The sequence below is a fragment of the Bacillus sp. 01N45 genome, from assembly GCF_056399205.1.
On the sequence record NZ_JBFTQW010000013.1, the window covers coordinates 102224 to 119831 of the forward strand.

General features: G+C 36.9%; 24 protein-coding genes and 1 riboswitch. Of the genes, 9 read left to right on the forward strand and 15 right to left on the reverse strand.

What is annotated here, in order from left to right; all coding sequences use genetic code 11:
- Position 1: 1 nt before the first annotated feature.
- The gene (locus AC1DMU_RS24655) at positions 2–223 is read right to left on the reverse strand and encodes a hypothetical protein (protein ID WP_000639043.1); all 222 of its coding nucleotides are present in this window, start codon (positions 221–223) and stop codon (positions 2–4) included.
- A 291-nt stretch (positions 224–514) separates the two neighbouring features.
- Between AC1DMU_RS24655 and AC1DMU_RS24660 the strand changes: the two genes are divergently transcribed.
- On the forward strand, positions 515–898 hold the full coding sequence (locus AC1DMU_RS24660; RefSeq protein WP_000624934.1) for an ATP synthase subunit I: 384 nt from the start codon (positions 515–517) through the stop codon (positions 896–898).
- A 115-nt stretch (positions 899–1013) separates the two neighbouring features.
- Here the strand turns inward: AC1DMU_RS24660 and AC1DMU_RS24665 are convergent, their stop codons facing one another.
- Both AC1DMU_RS24665 and pckA read right to left on the reverse strand, forming a co-directional pair.
- Entirely contained in the window at positions 1014–1211 is a 198-nt protein-coding gene (locus AC1DMU_RS24665; protein WP_088064631.1) for a hypothetical protein, read from the reverse strand.
- A 273-nt stretch (positions 1212–1484) separates the two neighbouring features.
- Complete coding sequence (gene pckA / locus AC1DMU_RS24670; RefSeq protein ID WP_087984876.1) at positions 1485–3071, reverse strand: phosphoenolpyruvate carboxykinase (ATP); 1587 nt, start codon at positions 3069–3071, stop codon at positions 1485–1487.
- Between the two features lie 228 nt (positions 3072–3299).
- A riboswitch (SAM riboswitch) is annotated at positions 3300–3421 on the forward strand.
- Between the two features lie 169 nt (positions 3422–3590).
- Here pckA and metK point away from each other — a divergent pair.
- Positions 3591–4790: a methionine adenosyltransferase gene (metK, locus tag AC1DMU_RS24675; protein WP_000163113.1), complete on the forward strand. Its 1200-nt coding sequence runs from the start codon at positions 3591–3593 to the stop codon at positions 4788–4790.
- Between the two features lie 41 nt (positions 4791–4831).
- Here the strand turns inward: metK and AC1DMU_RS24680 are convergent, their stop codons facing one another.
- The 3 genes from AC1DMU_RS24680 to AC1DMU_RS24690 are packed head-to-tail and all read right to left on the reverse strand — an operon-like array spanning position 4832 to position 5428.
- Positions 4832–5011 carry a hypothetical protein gene (locus AC1DMU_RS24680; protein WP_088064630.1) on the reverse strand — a complete coding sequence of 60 codons (180 nt, stop codon included), beginning with the start codon at positions 5009–5011 and terminating at the stop codon, positions 4832–4834.
- A 6-nt stretch (positions 5012–5017) separates the two neighbouring features.
- Positions 5018–5197 (reverse strand): hypothetical protein, encoded by a 180-nt coding sequence (locus AC1DMU_RS24685; protein WP_088064629.1) that lies wholly within the window; start codon positions 5195–5197, stop codon positions 5018–5020.
- Between the two features lie 15 nt (positions 5198–5212).
- Positions 5213–5428 carry a hypothetical protein gene (locus AC1DMU_RS24690; RefSeq protein ID WP_088064628.1) on the reverse strand — a complete coding sequence of 72 codons (216 nt, stop codon included), beginning with the start codon at positions 5426–5428 and terminating at the stop codon, positions 5213–5215.
- 99 nt (positions 5429–5527) lie between these two features.
- Here AC1DMU_RS24690 and AC1DMU_RS24695 point away from each other — a divergent pair, with 99 nt between their 5' ends.
- Positions 5528–6037, forward strand: coding sequence for a MogA/MoaB family molybdenum cofactor biosynthesis protein (locus tag AC1DMU_RS24695; RefSeq protein ID WP_000117127.1), 510 nt, complete (start codon positions 5528–5530; stop codon positions 6035–6037).
- On the forward strand, positions 6034–6636 hold the full coding sequence (locus AC1DMU_RS24700; protein WP_088064627.1) for a molybdenum cofactor guanylyltransferase: 603 nt from the start codon (positions 6034–6036) through the stop codon (positions 6634–6636). The genes AC1DMU_RS24695 and AC1DMU_RS24700 overlap by 4 nt, the downstream gene beginning before the upstream one ends.
- A gap of 281 nt (positions 6637–6917) precedes the next feature.
- Here the strand turns inward: AC1DMU_RS24700 and AC1DMU_RS24705 are convergent, their stop codons facing one another.
- The 3 genes from AC1DMU_RS24705 to AC1DMU_RS24715 form a co-directional block, all read right to left on the reverse strand.
- Positions 6918–8060 (reverse strand): glycosyltransferase family 4 protein, encoded by a 1143-nt coding sequence (locus AC1DMU_RS24705; RefSeq protein ID WP_088064626.1) that lies wholly within the window; start codon positions 8058–8060, stop codon positions 6918–6920.
- A 12-nt stretch (positions 8061–8072) separates the two neighbouring features.
- Positions 8073–8606 (reverse strand): phosphatase PAP2 family protein, encoded by a 534-nt coding sequence (locus AC1DMU_RS24710; RefSeq protein WP_000868583.1) that lies wholly within the window; start codon positions 8604–8606, stop codon positions 8073–8075.
- A 295-nt stretch (positions 8607–8901) separates the two neighbouring features.
- Positions 8902–9414: a gamma carbonic anhydrase gene (locus AC1DMU_RS24715; RefSeq protein WP_000640213.1), complete on the reverse strand. Its 513-nt coding sequence runs from the start codon at positions 9412–9414 to the stop codon at positions 8902–8904.
- A gap of 74 nt (positions 9415–9488) precedes the next feature.
- Here AC1DMU_RS24715 and AC1DMU_RS24720 point away from each other — a divergent pair, with 74 nt between their 5' ends.
- The 3 genes from AC1DMU_RS24720 to AC1DMU_RS24730 all read left to right on the forward strand — a co-directional run bounded on the left by AC1DMU_RS24720 (position 9489) and on the right by AC1DMU_RS24730 (position 11673).
- A complete protein-coding gene (locus AC1DMU_RS24720) occupies positions 9489–10292 on the forward strand; it encodes an alpha/beta hydrolase (protein ID WP_000267444.1) in 804 nt (267 codons plus the stop codon).
- A 41-nt stretch (positions 10293–10333) separates the two neighbouring features.
- Complete coding sequence (locus AC1DMU_RS24725; protein WP_142291822.1) at positions 10334–11398, forward strand: tetraprenyl-beta-curcumene synthase family protein; 1065 nt, start codon at positions 10334–10336, stop codon at positions 11396–11398.
- Between the two features lie 62 nt (positions 11399–11460).
- Complete coding sequence (locus AC1DMU_RS24730) at positions 11461–11673, forward strand: hypothetical protein (protein ID WP_088064624.1); 213 nt, start codon at positions 11461–11463, stop codon at positions 11671–11673.
- Between the two features lie 35 nt (positions 11674–11708).
- Here AC1DMU_RS24730 and AC1DMU_RS24735 read toward each other — a convergent pair whose 3' ends face one another.
- The 6 genes from AC1DMU_RS24735 to mnmL form a co-directional block, all read right to left on the reverse strand.
- The gene (locus tag AC1DMU_RS24735; protein WP_088064623.1) at positions 11709–13010 is read right to left on the reverse strand and encodes a PepSY-associated TM helix domain-containing protein; all 1302 of its coding nucleotides are present in this window, start codon (positions 13008–13010) and stop codon (positions 11709–11711) included.
- Between the two features lie 123 nt (positions 13011–13133).
- Positions 13134–13808 (reverse strand): aspartate/glutamate racemase family protein, encoded by a 675-nt coding sequence (locus AC1DMU_RS24740; RefSeq protein ID WP_088064622.1) that lies wholly within the window; start codon positions 13806–13808, stop codon positions 13134–13136.
- Positions 13809–13832: 24 nt separating this feature from the next.
- The gene (locus tag AC1DMU_RS24745; RefSeq protein WP_088064621.1) at positions 13833–14513 is read right to left on the reverse strand and encodes an ABC transporter permease; all 681 of its coding nucleotides are present in this window, start codon (positions 14511–14513) and stop codon (positions 13833–13835) included.
- A gap of 18 nt (positions 14514–14531) precedes the next feature.
- On the reverse strand, positions 14532–15365 hold the full coding sequence (locus AC1DMU_RS24750) for an ABC transporter ATP-binding protein (protein ID WP_088064620.1): 834 nt from the start codon (positions 15363–15365) through the stop codon (positions 14532–14534).
- 137 nt (positions 15366–15502) lie between these two features.
- The gene (gene mnmM, locus AC1DMU_RS24755; protein ID WP_088064619.1) at positions 15503–16075 is read right to left on the reverse strand and encodes a tRNA 5-(aminomethyl)-2-thiouridylate-methyltransferase MnmM; all 573 of its coding nucleotides are present in this window, start codon (positions 16073–16075) and stop codon (positions 15503–15505) included.
- Complete coding sequence (gene mnmL / locus AC1DMU_RS24760; RefSeq protein ID WP_029440192.1) at positions 16072–17031, reverse strand: tRNA modification radical SAM protein MnmL/YtqA; 960 nt, start codon at positions 17029–17031, stop codon at positions 16072–16074. Before mnmL ends, mnmM begins: the two co-directional genes overlap by 4 nt.
- Positions 17032–17142: 111 nt before the next feature.
- Between mnmL and AC1DMU_RS24765 the strand changes: the two genes are divergently transcribed.
- Together AC1DMU_RS24765 and AC1DMU_RS24770 are read left to right on the forward strand one after the other, a co-directional pair.
- Entirely contained in the window at positions 17143–17406 is a 264-nt protein-coding gene (locus AC1DMU_RS24765; protein ID WP_000840869.1) for a YtzC family protein, read from the forward strand.
- Positions 17407–17421: 15 nt separating this feature from the next.
- A complete protein-coding gene (locus AC1DMU_RS24770) occupies positions 17422–17571 on the forward strand; it encodes a hypothetical protein (protein WP_001129345.1) in 150 nt (49 codons plus the stop codon).
- Positions 17572–17608: the final 37 nt, after the last annotated feature.

A 17608-nucleotide genomic window follows, 5' to 3' on the forward strand; every position in this document is an offset into this window, starting at 1 on the left:
CCTATTTTTTTATTTTTGGTAAGAAGACGAGAAATAAGATAGCAGTAATAAGTGGAATTAAGTTTAAAAATGGAATACGGAAGAGTGTGATAAGAATAATACCTGGAAGAAGAACACCGAGGACAGCGTAGAAAATACTATGATTTTTCGTGTACCAATACAATGAAAGTCCAATAAGTGCAGGGATAATGAGGTGAATGAGAGCCATTAAAAAATAAATCATTAGACGCCCCCTTTATTTGTGTACTTATTACATCATATCCGTATGTTCATAGATTGATATCACTTTTTTCATAAATGGACGAAAAATGTTTGGAAAAACGTCACAAATTATGAGAATATGATGCTTGAAATCTTGTATAATATTATTTCCTGAAAACATTCAAACAACATAAACATACTGTTTATGTTGTTTTTAATTTGAGTGAAATGAATTTTAAGTAGTATGAACTCGAAAGAAATGAGTTATACAGCTTTTGTTGGATAGATAAAAATTACTGAAGAGGAGAACAGCATGATTAGTATGTCATTAAGATCATTTAAAATTCAATCGTATTATTTACTAGGTTTTCTTTTGCTAGGATGGATGTTAACACCGTTTTCAGCTCATTTTCTAGGTGCTGGAATTGGACTTATCGTAAGTATGTATTGTGTTTGGCTTTTAGGGAGACGAATTGAGAAGCTTGGAGATAGTATCGTAAAGAAAACGAAAGCACCGACGCTCGGTATGTTTAATCGTTTTGCAGCTGCCATTTTGGGCGCTGTTATTATGTACGAAATTGAGCACCACATGGTTATGTGGGCATTTGCAGTAGGGATTCTGGGGGGTTATTTCTTAATCGTTGTGAATTTAGGCTACTATAGTATGAAAGATGAGGAAGAATTAACAAAGAGCTAAAAAGATAAAAAGCCTCTTTTTAGGTGGAATAGAGGATCCGGCGAGGGGTAGTTACAATAGGAAGCATAATTTTGCATAAAATACAGGTTGCTGCTTCCTATAAGCTAACATGAAATCACGTATTAGTATGACTCTTATGTTCTTTAAAAAAGGTGGATATAATACAACAAATTATTCCGGTAATTAGAATAATATATTTTATCGTTTCACTTGTATGCTCAAATAAATTAACGTTAAGCATCACAAGTCCCCAAAACATTTGGATCGCTCCGTAACTGAATAAAATTTTTCCTGTACGAGAAAAATTTTTCATAGGCCTCATCCTTTCCTTCATATGTAAATTTTATCATAAAAAAATAATAATGAATGAATATAAAATGAATTTTCTGTGATTTAACGAACTAAGTCATAGATGAAGAGATAAGATATAGAAAGAAGCTTACGTTTTTAACGTAAGCTTCTTTTTTATGTAAGTGTGTATAACCGTTAAGCCGCATTGGGTTTTGTCGGTGAGTACGCGGAACTTTACGGTTACACGACACTTATTCATATGAGTAAAAGGGGTATTCCAACAGAAAGTTTGTACTTAAGCGATTGGACCGCCTAAGTTAATAATATCTTCAGAAACGCTGTCGAACTTTTTGAAGTTCTCTTTGAATTCGCTCGCAAGCTCGATTGCTTTCGCTTTGTAAGCAGCTTTATCAGCCCAAGTTTGTTCAGGCATTAACACTTCGTCAGGTACACCTGGTACGTGAAGTGGAACTTCAAGACCGAAGATGTCATGTTTAGCTGTTTCAGTTTTCGCAAGTTCGCCGCTTAATGCTGCTTGAATCATTGCACGAGTGTAACCTAAGTTCATACGTTTACCAATGCCGTATTCGCCACCAGTCCAGCCAGTGTTTACTAAGAATACTTTCGCATCGTGTTTCTCGATTTTTTCACCAAGCATTTCAGCATAGCGAGATGCATCAAGTGGTAAGAATGGTGAACCGAAGCAAGTTGAGAATGTTGCTTGCGGAGATGTAACGCCGCGCTCTGTTCCTGCTAGTTTACTAGTGTAACCACTTAAGAAATGATACATAGCTTGTTCTTTTGATAACTTACTGATTGGAGGCAATACGCCAGATGCATCAGCAGTTAAGAAAATGATTGTATTTGGGTGTCCAGCAACACTTGGCAGTACGATATTGTCAATCGCATGCATAGGGTATGCAGCACGAGTATTTTCTGTTAAAGTAGTATCGTTATAGTCTGCGATACGCGTTTGGTTATTAATGATAACGTTTTCTAAAACAGATCCAAATTTGATTGCATCGAAAATTTGTGGTTCTTTCTCGTGAGAAAGGTTTACACATTTTGCGTAGCAACCGCCTTCAATATTGAATACACCGTTATCAGACCAACCATGCTCATCATCACCGATTAATTTACGGTGTGGATCAGCAGATAATGTTGTTTTACCTGTTCCAGATAAACCGAAGAATAGTGCTACGTCACCTTCTTCACCTACGTTTGCAGAGCAGTGCATAGAAAGAATATCTTGTTCAGGTAGTAAGAAGTTCATAATAGAGAAGATTGATTTTTTCATTTCTCCAGCGTATTCTGTACCACCAATTAGTACGATACGTTTTTCGAATGAAACCATAATGAATGCTTCAGAGTTTGTACCGTCAACAGCTGGATCAGCTTTGAAATTCGGTGCAGAAACAATTGTGAACTCTGATTCATGAGTTGTTAATTCTTCTTCAGTTGGACGAATGAATAATTGATGTACAAATAAATTGTGCCATGCATATTCGTTAATAACTTGAATTGGTAGGCGGTAATTGCGGTCAGCGCCTGCAAATCCATTGAAGATGAATAACTCTTCTTTTTCTTTTAAGTATTCTAAAACTTTAGTGTATAATTTATTAAAATGTTCTTCAGAAATCGGTTGATTCACTGCTCCCCAAGCAATTTTGTCAGCAACCGATGCTTCTTTCACAATAAATTTATCTTTAGGAGAACGTCCTGTATATTTTCCTGTTGAAGCAGAAACGGCACCAGTAGAAGTTAATTTCCCTTCATTTCGCATTAATACTTTTTCCACTAATTGCGGAACACTTAGTTGAATCTGTGCATTGCTTCCGTTCAATAATTCGTGTAAACCAATTTGGACATTCACAGTACTCATATTTATATACCATCCTTTTCATTTAATGAAATATTTCTCGTAATCCCCAACAAGAGTATAACACAATTATATAAATAATGTATACTATTTATTTCTTTTTGTTTGTGTGAATGTATTATTTCCTTATTAATATTTCATTCCAGGCGTATTGAGAAAAACTTTCAGGAAAATGTGAATATTAATTGACAAATGAATATCATTTCTTTAGTATAGGTTGGGACGGATACTCTCTTATCCCGAGCTGGCGGAGGGACAGGCCCGATGAAGCCCAGCAACCTCACTTGTAGTGGTAAATACAGGTGAATAGGTGCTAAAACCTGTGCGAGGCTAACGGTCTCGAACGATAAGAGCAAAGGGCAAAAAGCAGTATGCAAGTAGCAAATTAAACCTTTCCTCTATGTAAAGTAGGAAAGGTTTTTCTGTATGCTTGTGTGGGAGAATAAATGTATGTCGCAGTTTGTGGCAAATTAAGGATGAGTTCCGTACAATATATACAATTACTGTAGGGAGGTTTACCACATGACAAAAAAACGTCATCTGTTCACATCTGAGTCTGTAACTGAAGGACATCCAGATAAAATTTGTGACCAAATTTCTGATTCAATTTTAGATGCGATCTTATCAAAGGACGCAAATGCACGTGTAGCTTGTGAAACAACTGTAACAACTGGTTTAGTATTGGTAGCGGGGGAAATTACGACTTCTACTTACGTAGATATTCCAAAAATCGTTCGTGAAACAATTCAAGGCATTGGTTACACACGCGCAAAATACGGATTCGATGCAGAAACTTGTGCAGTTTTAACATCTATCGATGAGCAATCTGCTGACATCGCTATGGGTGTTGACCAAGCGCTAGAAGCACGCGAAGGTCTAATGACTGACGCTGAGATTGAGGCAATTGGTGCGGGAGACCAAGGTTTAATGTTTGGCTTCGCATGTAATGAAACACAAGAATTAATGCCACTTCCAATCTCGCTTGCTCACAAATTAGCTCGCCGTTTAACTGAAGTACGTAAAGATGACACATTATCATACTTACGTCCGGATGGAAAAACGCAAGTTACAGTTGAGTATGATGAAAATGGTAAACCTGTACGTGTAGATACAATCGTAATTTCTACACAGCATCATCCAGATGTTACATGGGAAGAAATCGATCGCGATTTAAAAGAGCATGTAATTAAAGCTGTAGTTCCAGCAGAATTAATGGATGGAGAAACGAAATTCTTCATTAACCCAACTGGCCGCTTCGTAATTGGTGGACCACAAGGTGATGCTGGTTTAACAGGACGTAAAATCATCGTTGATACTTATGGTGGATACGCTCGCCACGGTGGCGGTGCATTCTCTGGTAAAGATGCAACGAAAGTTGACCGTTCTGCAGCATATGCAGCTCGTTATGTTGCGAAAAACATCGTAGCAGCTGGTCTTGCTGACAAAGCAGAAGTACAACTTGCATACGCAATTGGTGTAGCACAACCAGTATCAATTTCAGTTGATACATTCGGGACTGGTAAAGTATCTGAAGACGTACTAGTAGAACTAGTTCGTAACAACTTCGATCTTCGCCCAGCTGGTATTATTAAAATGCTAGACTTACGTCGCCCAATTTATAAACAAACAGCAGCTTACGGCCACTTCGGACGTACTGATGTAGACCTAACATGGGAACGTACAGACAAAGCTGCAGCTTTAAAAGAGCAAGCTGGTCTATAATATATGAAAAAAAGCTTTGCGCCGTGAGCGCAAAGCTTTTTTTATTTTGTTTTACTTCCAATTTGAATACATGAGCTACAATACACTTCGCCGTATAGCTCAATATACTTTTTCATATTCGTCATACTATTTGCTGGAAAGGGCATATGAATCCATGCTTTTTCATACGTTTGTATTTCTTTTTTACATGATTTACAAAGGATTGGTTTCTTCTGGAACATATGTAATCAACCTTTCATTTGACGTGCTTTACCCGCGCAAAAGGCACTGCATAGTAAAAATAGTGTTGCGAATATAATGCTTACTAATGTAGCGTATGGAATTGCGCCTTTTAGAGAAAAGCCGACAGTAATGGAAGCGACGAATAAGAGGATGAATGTTGTTGTTAGTTTTTTATAAAGTTCCATAATATGTAGACCTCCTTATTTAGAGATAGAACGTTTAAAAATAAAATCTATTATATAGGCAAGTACGAGAGGAATTAATGTGCTAGTCAAATAGTAACGAATACCACCATCAGGCAAAAGTACATACAATTTTAAAAAGTTAATATCGAACCCGTAAGCGATACATTGAAAAAGGGATAATATAATTAGGAATGGTATAATGGGTACGGATCGTTTCATATTTTGAATCATGTAAAGCTCCTTTATATGGATAAACATACTTATATTGTATCATGTTGAATCCTTTGCTTCATACATAATTTTACAATAAAATGAAAGGGAAGATGAAAAATGAGTGTAACTGAACATAAAAAACAAGCTCCAAAAGAAGTGCGTTGTAAGATCGTGACGATTTCCGATACACGTACGGAAGAGACAGATAAGAGCGGACAACTATTACATGAATTGTTAAAAGAAGCGGGACATAAAGTAACTTCTTATGAAATTGTAAAAGATGATAAAGAAAGTATTCAGCAAGCGGTGTTAGCTGGTTATCATAAGGAAGATGTAGATGTTGTATTAACAAATGGCGGTACTGGTATTACGAAACGCGATGTCACAATTGAAGCAGTATCAGCGTTATTACATAAAGAAATTGTCGGATTTGGTGAGTTGTTCCGCATGATTAGTTATTTAGAAGATATCGGAAGCAGCGCAATGTTAAGTAGAGCGATTGGTGGTACAATTGGGCGCAAAGTAGTTTTCTCGATGCCAGGATCGAGCGGAGCAGTTCGCCTTGCGATGAATAAATTAATTTTACCGGAATTAGGTCATATTACATTTGAGCTGCATCGCCAATGAGTAAGTATGCTGGAATTGTATTAGCAGGCGGTATGTCGAGTCGATTCGGTGAGCCGAAAGCGTTAGCAATTTGGAAGGGAACTACTTTTGTTGAGCATATTGTGAAAGTGATGGGAAATACTTTGCAAGACATTGTAGTAATTAGCCATACTGATATAAAAGAGCGAGTAGAGCAACTCGTACAAGTTCCTGTTATAGAAGATATTCCGCATTATAAAGGAAATGGACCGCTTGCCGGCATTGTATCAGGTATGGAATATATAGAAGCAGATTGGTACGCTATTATGCCTTGCGATGCACCAAACGTTTCGCCAGAGTGGTTTACCATTTTACTAGAGCAAACGAGTAATGAATATGATGCGGTTGTACCTATTATTAATGGAAGAAAACAACCGTTACTTGCAGCGTATCATAACCGTGTGAAAGAAAAGATGTATGCTTTGCTTCAGGAAGAAAAAAGAAGTGTGGGCCAGCTTTTATCACAATGTAATGTAAAGTATGTTGCTGGAGAAGATGTACAAGCGCATGCGGATTGGTTTATAAATGTGAATACGAAAGAAGAATATGTGCAGGCTCAAAAAAACCTTTCAAATGAATGAAAGGTTTTTTGGTATACAGAAATTGGGGAACAATTACTGTATAAAGGTATGTGAGTAAGTTGATTTTAAGGGGAATTCTTAAAATCAATATACAGTTAAAATACTGTATGACCATATATTAATTTTTATGGGTTTTTATTACAAGTCTGTTTGGTTATGTTTATTTTTGATATAATGAATATAGAAATAAAACAATGTTTAACCTTATGTATCATTTATGAAACTAAAATTTATAACTGTGTAATAAACTCCCTTCGTCTAGTTGAAGGGAGCTCTTCTGTTTAAGCGAGTAATTCTGATGCGGTGTTCTGAAGGACGGTTTCATATTGGTCAAGTAACCCACGGAAAATCTCATCCCAGCTTTTTGTTTTAGCATAAGATGAAGCCGCTATGCTCATTTGCATAAGTTGCTCTTCATTTCGCAATAAAGAATGGATGGATGATAGAAATGAATCCGCATGTTTGGGCGGGCAAAGAACTCCTGTCTGTCCATCCGTAATAATATTTTTAACCCCGCCACTATTTGCACCGATGACAGGTGTACCGCATGCAAGTGATTCGAGTACGACATTTCCGAACGTTTCAGTAGCGGATGGAAATACCATGATGTTAGAACAAGCATATGCTTCAGCTAAATCCTTACCTTGTAAATATCCAGTAAAAGTGACATTTGTATTCGGAACAGCTTCACGTAAATTTATTGCTAGAGGACCGTCTCCTGCAATGAGCCAATGAATATTGTTTCGAGTATGCGCTGTTTTCGCAATAAGGTGTTGTAACGTATCAATATCTTTTTCAGGGGCAAGCCGTCCAACATAGGAAAGGACATACTTCGCTGTAATATTATATTTTTTTCGGAATAGGTCTGTATTGTAAGATGGATGAAAGAGTGTGCAATCTACACCACGTCCCCATATGGAGAGGGAATGAAAGCCTTTATTTTTTAGTTGGTGTAACGTTTCAAAGGAAGGAACGAAATTTTTTTGCATATGGCTATGAAACCATTTTAAATAGTTCCAAAGCATGTTAGAGAGAAATTCGATTTTGTAATAGCGTAAATAAGCATCGAAATCAGTATGATAAGAACCGACAACTGGGATGTTTAACTTTTTTGCATAATACAATCCACAAAGTCCCATGTTGAAAGGTGTAGCAATGTGAATAATGTCAGGTTTAAAGGAAAGAAGTTCTCGTTTAATGCGCGGAGTAGGAAAAGAAAAGCGGCATTCTGGATATAATATTGTTAACGGGATACTTCTCATCTTGTTCACATTAGCTACGAAATTATCTTCAGCTGTATGCTGAGGGGCGAAAACAGAATAGGCGATCTTTTCTTTCTGAAAGTAACGTGTTAATCGTTCTAATGTTTTCGCAACTCCGTTAACTTGTGGCGTAAAAGTATCGGTAAAAATGGCGACTCTCATCATATCACTCCTTTATGTGAAAAGTGGGATGAATTGATAAAAAGAGATGATGCCAGAGCAAGTGCCGAGGCACATACCGACGAATACATCAGACGGATAGTGAAGCCCTAAATAAATGCGAGAAATGCCAACGCATAATGCTAACGGTAATAGAAAAGCAAATATGCTTGGATTATAGCAAATAAATGGAATAAGGACAGAGAAAACGGCTGTTGTATGACCAGACGGGAAAGAGTGGTCTTTTAATGGATGGACTGGATATTTCGCATCCTGAATTGTTAAATAAGGGCGTTTTCGCGGATACCATCTTTTTAATATTTGTACAGGAATATGGCTAATTGCTAAAGAAATAGCAGTTGCGATTGCAGCTTGATGCAAAGTCCCTTTTGCAAAAATTAAAAAGAAAAGTGTGAGTGCGATTGAGAAAGTAGCACCACCGATATGAGTAATATTGCTGAAAAAGATATTTAATGTTTTTTGATCAAAGTATCGGTTAATTCCTTTGAAAATGTAACATTCTATTTTATACAGTCCACTGACCTTCATGAAAATTCTCCTCCCTTGTTTACATATATATGGAGATATTAGCTTTTATTTTAATAAGATTTTATTGAGGGAGTAATAATGTTTTGTAAAGAAAAAGTTAGTTTTTATCTCGCTTTAATGGGCAGTAAGACCCCCACCTCAAAATTCAGCGAAAGCAAAGAAGTTAGGTGGGGGATCAACTGCCCATAAAAGTCCGACTGGTTCAACTAATAATCAGTGGGGGATGAAGAAAAACCCCACTGATTAAAGTTTCACTTTATATAAAAAGCTGCCATTAAAGTGGCAGCTGGAAAAGTTACTTCTGTAATGATTTATAATACTGGCCTTTTTCAACATATTGTGTGCGAATTCGCTCCATGTCTTTACGGTCTTCTTCTGTTAATTCACGAACGACTTTAGCTGGTCGACCGAATGCTAATGTGTTTGGCGGGATTTTCTTTCCTTGTGAAACGAGGCTTCCAGCACCGATAAAGGCTCCTTCACCAATTTCAGCACCATCTAATATAATAGATCCCATTCCAATTAAAGCATCTTTTTTAATATGACAGCTATGTAAAATAACTTGATGCCCAATGGTCACGTCGTCTTCTAAAATAAGAGGATACTGTGGGCTTTGGTGAAGTGTACATTGGTCTTGTACATTTACCCGGTTTCCAATGATTGTTGGTGAAACATCACCGCGTATGACTGTATTAAACCAAATACTTGATTCTTCACCAATGGAAACGTCGCCTGTAATCGTAACATAATCAGCGACAAAAGCACTACTCGCAATTTTCGGATTTTTTTCTTTGTAAGGATATATCATGTAAAGTCTTCCTTTCCTAGAGACTAGTTTCAGTGTATCAAATTATGAGAAAGAGTGAAATGGAGGAGGTCCGTATGTGGAATTATGAAACAGAGGAAGCGAAAGCTGTCGTTGTTATCGTGCACGGCGCAATGGAATATCACGGACGTTATGAAGCCGTTGCGGAAATGTGGAATCATATCGGCTATCACGTCGTGATGGGGGACCTTCCGTCACACGGAACGACTTCAAGAAATAGAGGACATATTGATTCATTTGATGAATACATAGAGGAAGTTAAATTATGGGTGAAAGAGGCAAGAAAGTATAGGTTACCTATTTTTATATTTGGTCATAGTATGGGTGGTCTTATTGTCATTCGTATGATGCAAGAAACGAAGAGAGAAGATGTAGACGGCATTATTTTAAGTTCGCCATGTTTAGGCTTAGTAGCTGGACCTTCAGCACCACTTCAAGCTGCCTCAAAAATATTAAATATTATCGCTCCAAAATTGCAATTTGCAACGAATCTTACAGTGGAAATGTCCACTCGTAATCATGAAGTTAGGGACGCGATGGAGAATGATTCATTGTTCTTGCGCAAAGTATCAGTACGTTGGTATAGTGAATTGATTAAGTCTATCGAAATTGCTCATAAAAAAATAGATGATTTTCCAGATGTTCCGCTCTTGCTAATGCAAGCTTGTGAGGATAAACTTGTAGATAAAATACGTGTCCGCACTTGGTTTGATAATGTTAAAATAAGTGATAAGGCTTTTAAAGAATGGCCGAATTGTTATCACGAGTTATTAAATGAGTATGAGCGTGATGAAATTTTGAATTATATTCAGTCATTTACTGAAATACGCATCAATAACATAATAGAAACAAACAAATAAGTAAATTATTTGTACATCGAATAGAGGAGATGAAGGAAGAAGTGAACGTACCGAGTAATCCCATAACGCTCATGGCGAAAGTATACCGTGATGTGTTTCCGGTAGTACACCATGAGCTAGCGGTGTGGAAAGAGCGTGCCTACCATATTCCGAATGATGAGCTTCATAGTCAGGCAATCGCGAGTATTGAGAATAAAACGTTTCATTGCGAAGGCGGTGGTATTTTAGCACTGTTAGCAAATGAGCACCGAGAGGAATGCATTCGTTTTATCGTAGCGTATCAAACAATCAGCGATTATTTAGATAATTTATGTGACCGCAGTACATCACTTGATCCGAATGATTTTGCCGCACTGCATGAATCTATGTTAATGGCATTATCACCTGAAGTAGAAGGTGGCGGTAATTATTATCGCTATCGTGATGATCAAGACGATGGTGGTTATTTAGATGAACTTGTTGAAACATGCCAAGATGTTTTAAAGAAAACGAAGCACTATGACAAAATTGCTCCTGTTCTTCATGAACTTGCTTGTTATTATTGTGATTTGCAAATTCATAAACACGTGAAGTTAGAAGAAAGAGAACCACGCTTACAAAAATGGTTTGAAGCACATAAAGAAAATTTACCTGAAATGAGCTGGTTTGAATTTTCAGCATGTGCCGGTTCTACACTTGGAATCTTCTGTCTTGTAGCATATGCATTTCATGATGAATTACATGATGAAGATATTGCGAAAATTAGACAAGGATACTTCCCATACGTACAAGGACTTCACATTTTACTTGATTATTTCATCGATCAAGAAGAAGACCGCGCCGGCGGGGATTTGAATTTCTGTAGTTATTATGAAAACGAGCAAGCGATATTAGATCGTATGAAACATTTTGTAGAAGAAGCAGAGAAGAGCATTGGTGATTTACCTCATGCGAAGTTTCATCGTCTCATAAGCCGAGGGTTACTTGGTATTTATTTATCAGATCAAAAAGTATCAGCACAAAAGAATATGAACAAAATGGCACGGCGCATTGTAAAATACGGAGGGCTTACTTCACGATTCTTCTATTGGAACGGGAAGATGTACCGAAAGAAAATGGCGCAGTGATGAAAAAAACCACTCATGTAGAGTGGTTTTTTGTTATAATATGGTAAATGCTGGTGGTGGAAATGAAGCGATTGTTTCAAAAGCTATATGAAAATATTGAAGTAACGTTACTCATGCTACTTTCCATTTCATTTGTAACTGGAATGTATATGATGATGAATAAAGCGGGTGGTCCTACTACAATGGATTATGTGGCTCAAATTATCATCGCATTGATTATCATATTAGATATTATCTTTTTAATAAGTAGTAGAAAAAAAGAAAATAGTAAATAAAAAGCATTTGTACACGGGAGTACAAATGCTTTTTATTATGATCGTATTTTTGCAAATACATATATGAGAAGTTCAATTGCGAAAATAACTAAAACAGATAGTCCGAATAAAGGCATGACAGCGCCTAGTATAACCATCATGATAAAGAAAACGATTATGCTTTTCTTATCTCTTTGTTTTGGCGGTGCTGCTAATTTTCCTTTCGGCTTTCTTGCAAACCACATTTTTACTCCGTAATAAATAAGAAGTAATAAAGATAATGTCGTTAGTAAGCATAATATTTTATTTGGCCATCCGAATAAATGACCTTCGTGAAGCGGGATACCGTAAGTGAACCATTGTGCAAATAAGCCATAATCACGATAGTCCGTTTTTGAAATGAGTTTTCCGCTATATTGATCAAAGTAAGCTGTTATTTCTTCATTTGGTGCCACATCCATGCCCGTAATACCAGAACCGCTCGATTTCGAAACGGTGAATACACCTTTCGGATCAGTTGGTAGTGAGATAACGTATGGCTTTTTTATTTCAATTCCTTTTTGTAATTCATCGACAGAAATTGTTTTTGGCTCATTTGAATTCGATTCAGGAGGAGCTTCTTTTCTTGTTGCCCACGGCAATTCTTTTACCTTTGATTCAGGCGGTGCCATATACAACTTGGGATATCCAATCGATTCATTCGACGATGCGATTTTATAAATTTGGTTACCCATAAATCCTGACCATGGCAATCCAGATGCGACTAACAAAACGAGTGGAATTGTAAATATAATACCGATAATAGAATGACGTCGTTTTGCTTTTTCTCGCTTAGTGGATGCCGGTGTGTTTTTGAACTGGCGTATACTCATATACAATCCAGTCACAATTAAAAAGATTGTCCAGCATGCCGCAAGCTCTACAGTATAGTTGACGACAGTGCCACCAACTAAAAGAGAACTATGTAATTCCCGCATTATATTGGCAAACGTTTCACTTGCATTTTGATCTCCAATAATTTGATTATTGCTATCTAAATACACATATTTTTGTTGCCCTGTATATTCATTTGCAATAGTAAGCCTCGTATTATAATCCCCATTAAACTCACTAATTTTCGCCACACTATAATGTGGATATTTTTTCTCTGTTAAGGAAATAGAATCAGACATCGAAATAGATTCCGTTTGGGCGCTCTTCCCAAAATATAAATCTTTATAGATGAAATCTTCAACTTCTTCCCGAAATAAATACCCAATTCCGCTCAGTGACAACGTAATAAGAAGCGGTGTAATAAAAAGCCCAGCATAAAAATGCCAACGCCAAAAAATGTAATGAAGCGAACGATTTACTTTCATACTTTCAGTTCCCCTAACCTTCCCTATATGAATAAATTCCTCATTTTAATATAGCGAGATTAAGTGTGGATATTTTGAAGGAATTGTGAAAAATGTTAAAAGTTTTGGGGAGGTTTTCTATGTTTATGAAGATTTCTTTGTATTTGATAGATACATCCTAACAACCGCCTCAGCAAGACATTGAGAGGAATCAACAAAATCCTCATCCGCCACAACATTTAAATCGGTACATGCGATAATTGCGGTATCTACTTCATTTCTCAATTGTAAAACGAGCGTATGCCACAATTCGCGGGCTTTTTCAATTTCTCCGCCTTTAATACAAGAAATAGTTTGATTAATCATTTCTTGCCATTTTCCATGATGAATGTATTCTATATTCCGTTTTGCAATACCGTCTTGATAAATACCAGCTTGAATTGTCGCTTCTGTTGCGAGAAGCGCGACTCTTTTTGTACTTTCAGGAATTGCTTGTAACGTCTCATCGACTATATTTAAAATCGGGATAGAAAGAGAATGCTGTAATTCTTCAAAATAAAGATGCGCTGTATTGCAGGGCATAGCGATAAAGTCTACGCCAATACTTTCAAGTTTTTGTGCCCCTTCAATAATTGCTTTTTTCATCGCCTCATGATCAATAGGCCGATCCATATAAAACGGTGTCGGACAAGAATAAATCATCATATGAGGAAAGTCCATATCATGCTTTGCTCCGTATATAGTTTGGCACCCTGCTACAACTGTATCAACGAATGGCCCAGTTGATTTTGGTCCCATTCCTGCTAGTATTCCGATCATTGGTTTGTCTCCTTTAATATGTAATTAAAAACGTTTTTTACGAAGGACAAAAAGAAATAAAGTAAGTAATAAAAATGAATATACGATAGCCCAAGCTGTGAGCCATAGCGTGTGAGTAAGTATATTAAATTTGTATTGTCCAAGCATTAGAAAGCTTTCGACAGGTGGTAAAAACCATAGTAACTCTTTTTTAAACCGGATTGAGGCGATTGTTATAAGTAATATAAATATCAGGCTAAGCCAAGCTGTGCTTGCTTTTGGAATCATATTTCTAGTAAATAAAGTTGCAATTGAAATTCCTAGTATAGAGAAAGACATATGAGCGAGAAATCCGACTAGGAATAAAGAAACTGTCATTTTTTCATTAAACATTTGCAAAATCATTGGATAGATTACGGATATAAAAGATAGCACAGTACAAATGAGAAGAGCGGTAATATATTTACCCACATATAGTGCGGAAATATTATTTGTGTGAGAAATAGTAATTTGTTCTTGTACAGGATCTTCCGTATGAAAAATTGTGATTGTAATCCAGGCAGATAATAAATAAAGGGCGAGAGCTGTTTCTAAGTATGTCGGTACAATAGGAGTCGGCTTATATGTATATACAAAAAGTAAGCTCACAAAGTACATCGCAATAGGAGGGACGTACTTATACGATTTTGTATAGTCGAGAAAGTGATAACGAATAAGAGCAAACATAATAAACCTTCTTTCGATTTAAAAGTTAGGTTGTAGCAGTGTGATAGATGCTTTTTTATGTAATAAAAACTGAAGCATTTCGTTTGTATATTCTTTTTCGATTTGTAATTGAATAAGGTTTTGATTTGAATTGTGTGTAACGTGTATAAAACCTAATTGTTTCCGTAGTTCTATCGCTGAAAACGTTTCGTGAACGATTGCTTCAATATAGACTTGTTCTGCCACTTTTTGCACAGAGATATCTTCTGTGATTGTATGATTTGCTAACGTCACAATTCTATCGGCGAAGTTTTCTAGTAGTTGTTTTTCATGACATGTGAAGAGTATAGATATGCCTTGTTGTTTTAATGAGAGTAAAATATGTTCTAATTCTTGCTGAGAGTTAGGATCAAGTCCAGAAAGAGGTTCATCTAAAATTAATAAATGGACGTCTGTAAGCAATGCTTGCATAATGCCAGTTTTTTGTTTCATACCTTTTGAAAAGTTTCGTAAAACGGAATGCCTTGCATGATGTAAATGAAAAGATTCAAGAAGCATCGGAATTTTATCTTTTAAATATTTTGTTGATAAGCCGTGGATGTGGCCGAGATGATATAAATAATCCTCTAATGTAAAACGAATCCCTTCAGGAAAATGTTCAGGTACATAGCCAATTTGTATATGTTCTTTTCTTTGAAGTGTCCCTGTTGTAGGTGAAATAAATCCTGCAATTATTTTGAGTAGAGTACTTTTTCCAGTCCCGTTMCCGCCAATAATAGCGAGTGCCTCTCCTTCTGGAATGGATAAATCGATGTTGTCTAGTATAAGTGATTTGCCGTACTTCTTTTGAATTCCCCTTAGTTCTACTAGCAAAGTTCTATCCTTCTTTCTTCAAATAGTGTATATATCCATTATATAGGAGAATAAGAAAAAGACGTGCAATGAGTGCACGTCTTTTTTTGTTATGTTTTGTCGAATCGTCGATATATCGAAAAAATCGTTGATATATTTTATCGCTTCTCAATCGCCACAATAAATGGTGGGTTATTTTGCTGGTTAATGAAGCCGTATCGTAGTACGTGAGCTTGTTTTTGGTCGAGTTCTTCTGCAAATTTGAGAACAGCGTCGCGTTCTACTTGTCCTTCTGGGTGTCCGTGGTAAATGACAAGGACGATGATTCCTTCAGGTGCCATTACTTCTAGTAATTGTTCAATTGCCGAGAGTGTTGAGTTCGGTTTTGTAACGATATGCTTGTCACCACCAGGAAGGTAACCTAAGTTGAAGATAGCGCCTGTTACTTTTCCTTTTGCATCTTCTGGTAGTACGGATAGAAGCGTATCGTGACTATCGTGAACTAAAACAGTACGTTCAAAAAGCTCTTTTTCTTTTAGACGGATAGTAGAGCTTTCAATTGCTTCTTTTTGAATATCAAATCCAAATACTTTTCCGTTATCTCCAACGATTTCAGCTAGGAAGCATGTGTCATGTCCATTGCCGAGCGTTGCATCTACAGCGTAATCGCCTTCTTTTACTGCCGTTTGCAGTAGTGTGCGAGCAAACGGTAATACACGTTCTAATTTCATTGTTGTTTCTCCTCATTTGCATATTTTCCTTGCCAGCTTCCGCGGCGTACAAATTCTGCATCGATGGAATTTAATACTTCCCATTTATTTAAGCTCCACATTGGACCAATCATTAAGTCAGGCGGACCGTCACCTGTGATACGGTGCACAATTACGTCTTCTGGAATCATTTCAAGTTGGTCAACAACGAGACTTACGTAATCTTCAAGAGAAAGGAATTCTAGTTGTCCTTTTTCATATTGCTTCACCATTGGCGTTCCTTTTAATAAATGAAGTAAATGAATTTTAATTCCTTGTACATCAAGCTTCGCTACTTCACGAGCTGTTTCCATCATCATGTCGTAATCTTCAAGTGGAAGACCGTTAATAATATGAGAGCAAACTCTAATGCCATGCTTACGTAATTTATTTACACCTTCCACGTAAGATGGGTAATCATGAGCGCGATTAATAAGGTTTGCAGTTCGTTCGTGAACAGTTTGTAAACCGAGTTCAACCCAAAGGTATGTGCGTTTATTTAAGTCCGCTAAATATTCAACGACATCGTCCGGTAAGCAATCTGGACGAGTGGCGATAGAAAGACCGACAACGTCTTTTTCTGCTAGAAGCGGTTCGAATTTTTCTTTTAACACTTCAAGTGGTGCATGTGTATTTGTGTACGCTTGGAAATAAGCGATACATTTTCCGTCTTTCCACTTTGAGCGCATTTTTTCTTTCATTTCATGATATTGCGTTATAACATCATCGCGGCGATCACCAGCGAAGTCACCAGATCCGGCAGCACTACAAAATGTACAACCACCGTAAGCAACTGTACCGTCACGGTTCGGGCAATCGAAGCCAGCATCTAATGAAACTTTAAAGATTTTTTCACCAAATTCATTTCGTAAATGGTAATTCCATGTATGATAACGTTTATTGTCGTTTGTATATGGAAAAGGGTTTTGAACCTTCATTACTTTCCCTCCTAAGCCGAGTCAAAATGAAACAAAATCCATTATAACATACTCATAAGGTAGAGATGGAAGGGACACACTAAAGGGGAATTGAAGCAAGGAGGGACAATTATGGCAGAGCGTCAATCACTTGAATCGTATATTACACAAGCGGAACAAGCGGTGGAATATGCGAAAGAACAATTAGACCAAGGTATGAGACAAGAGCATTATAATACGATGGAGTATTCAGATGCACAGTTACAATTAGAACAAGCATATAACGATTTACAAACGATGCAGCAACATGCGAATGATGAGCAACGTGAGCAGTTAAATAGAGCACGCATGGCAATTCGCCAACTGCAACATCAAATGATTATTACACCGCACTAATAAGGAGTGAATGTAATGGCGAAACGTTCCGATCAAAATAATCCAGAGCAAAAAACGCAAAATGGACATAACGCTGAGTTTTCAAATGAACTTGATCCAGTTGTTCAAGTGAAACAGCGCAACAGTAAAAAAGGACAACCTCAAAGATCAAAGCAATCAGAGTAAACCAGGTCGCAATATGACCTGGTTTTATTTTGCTATA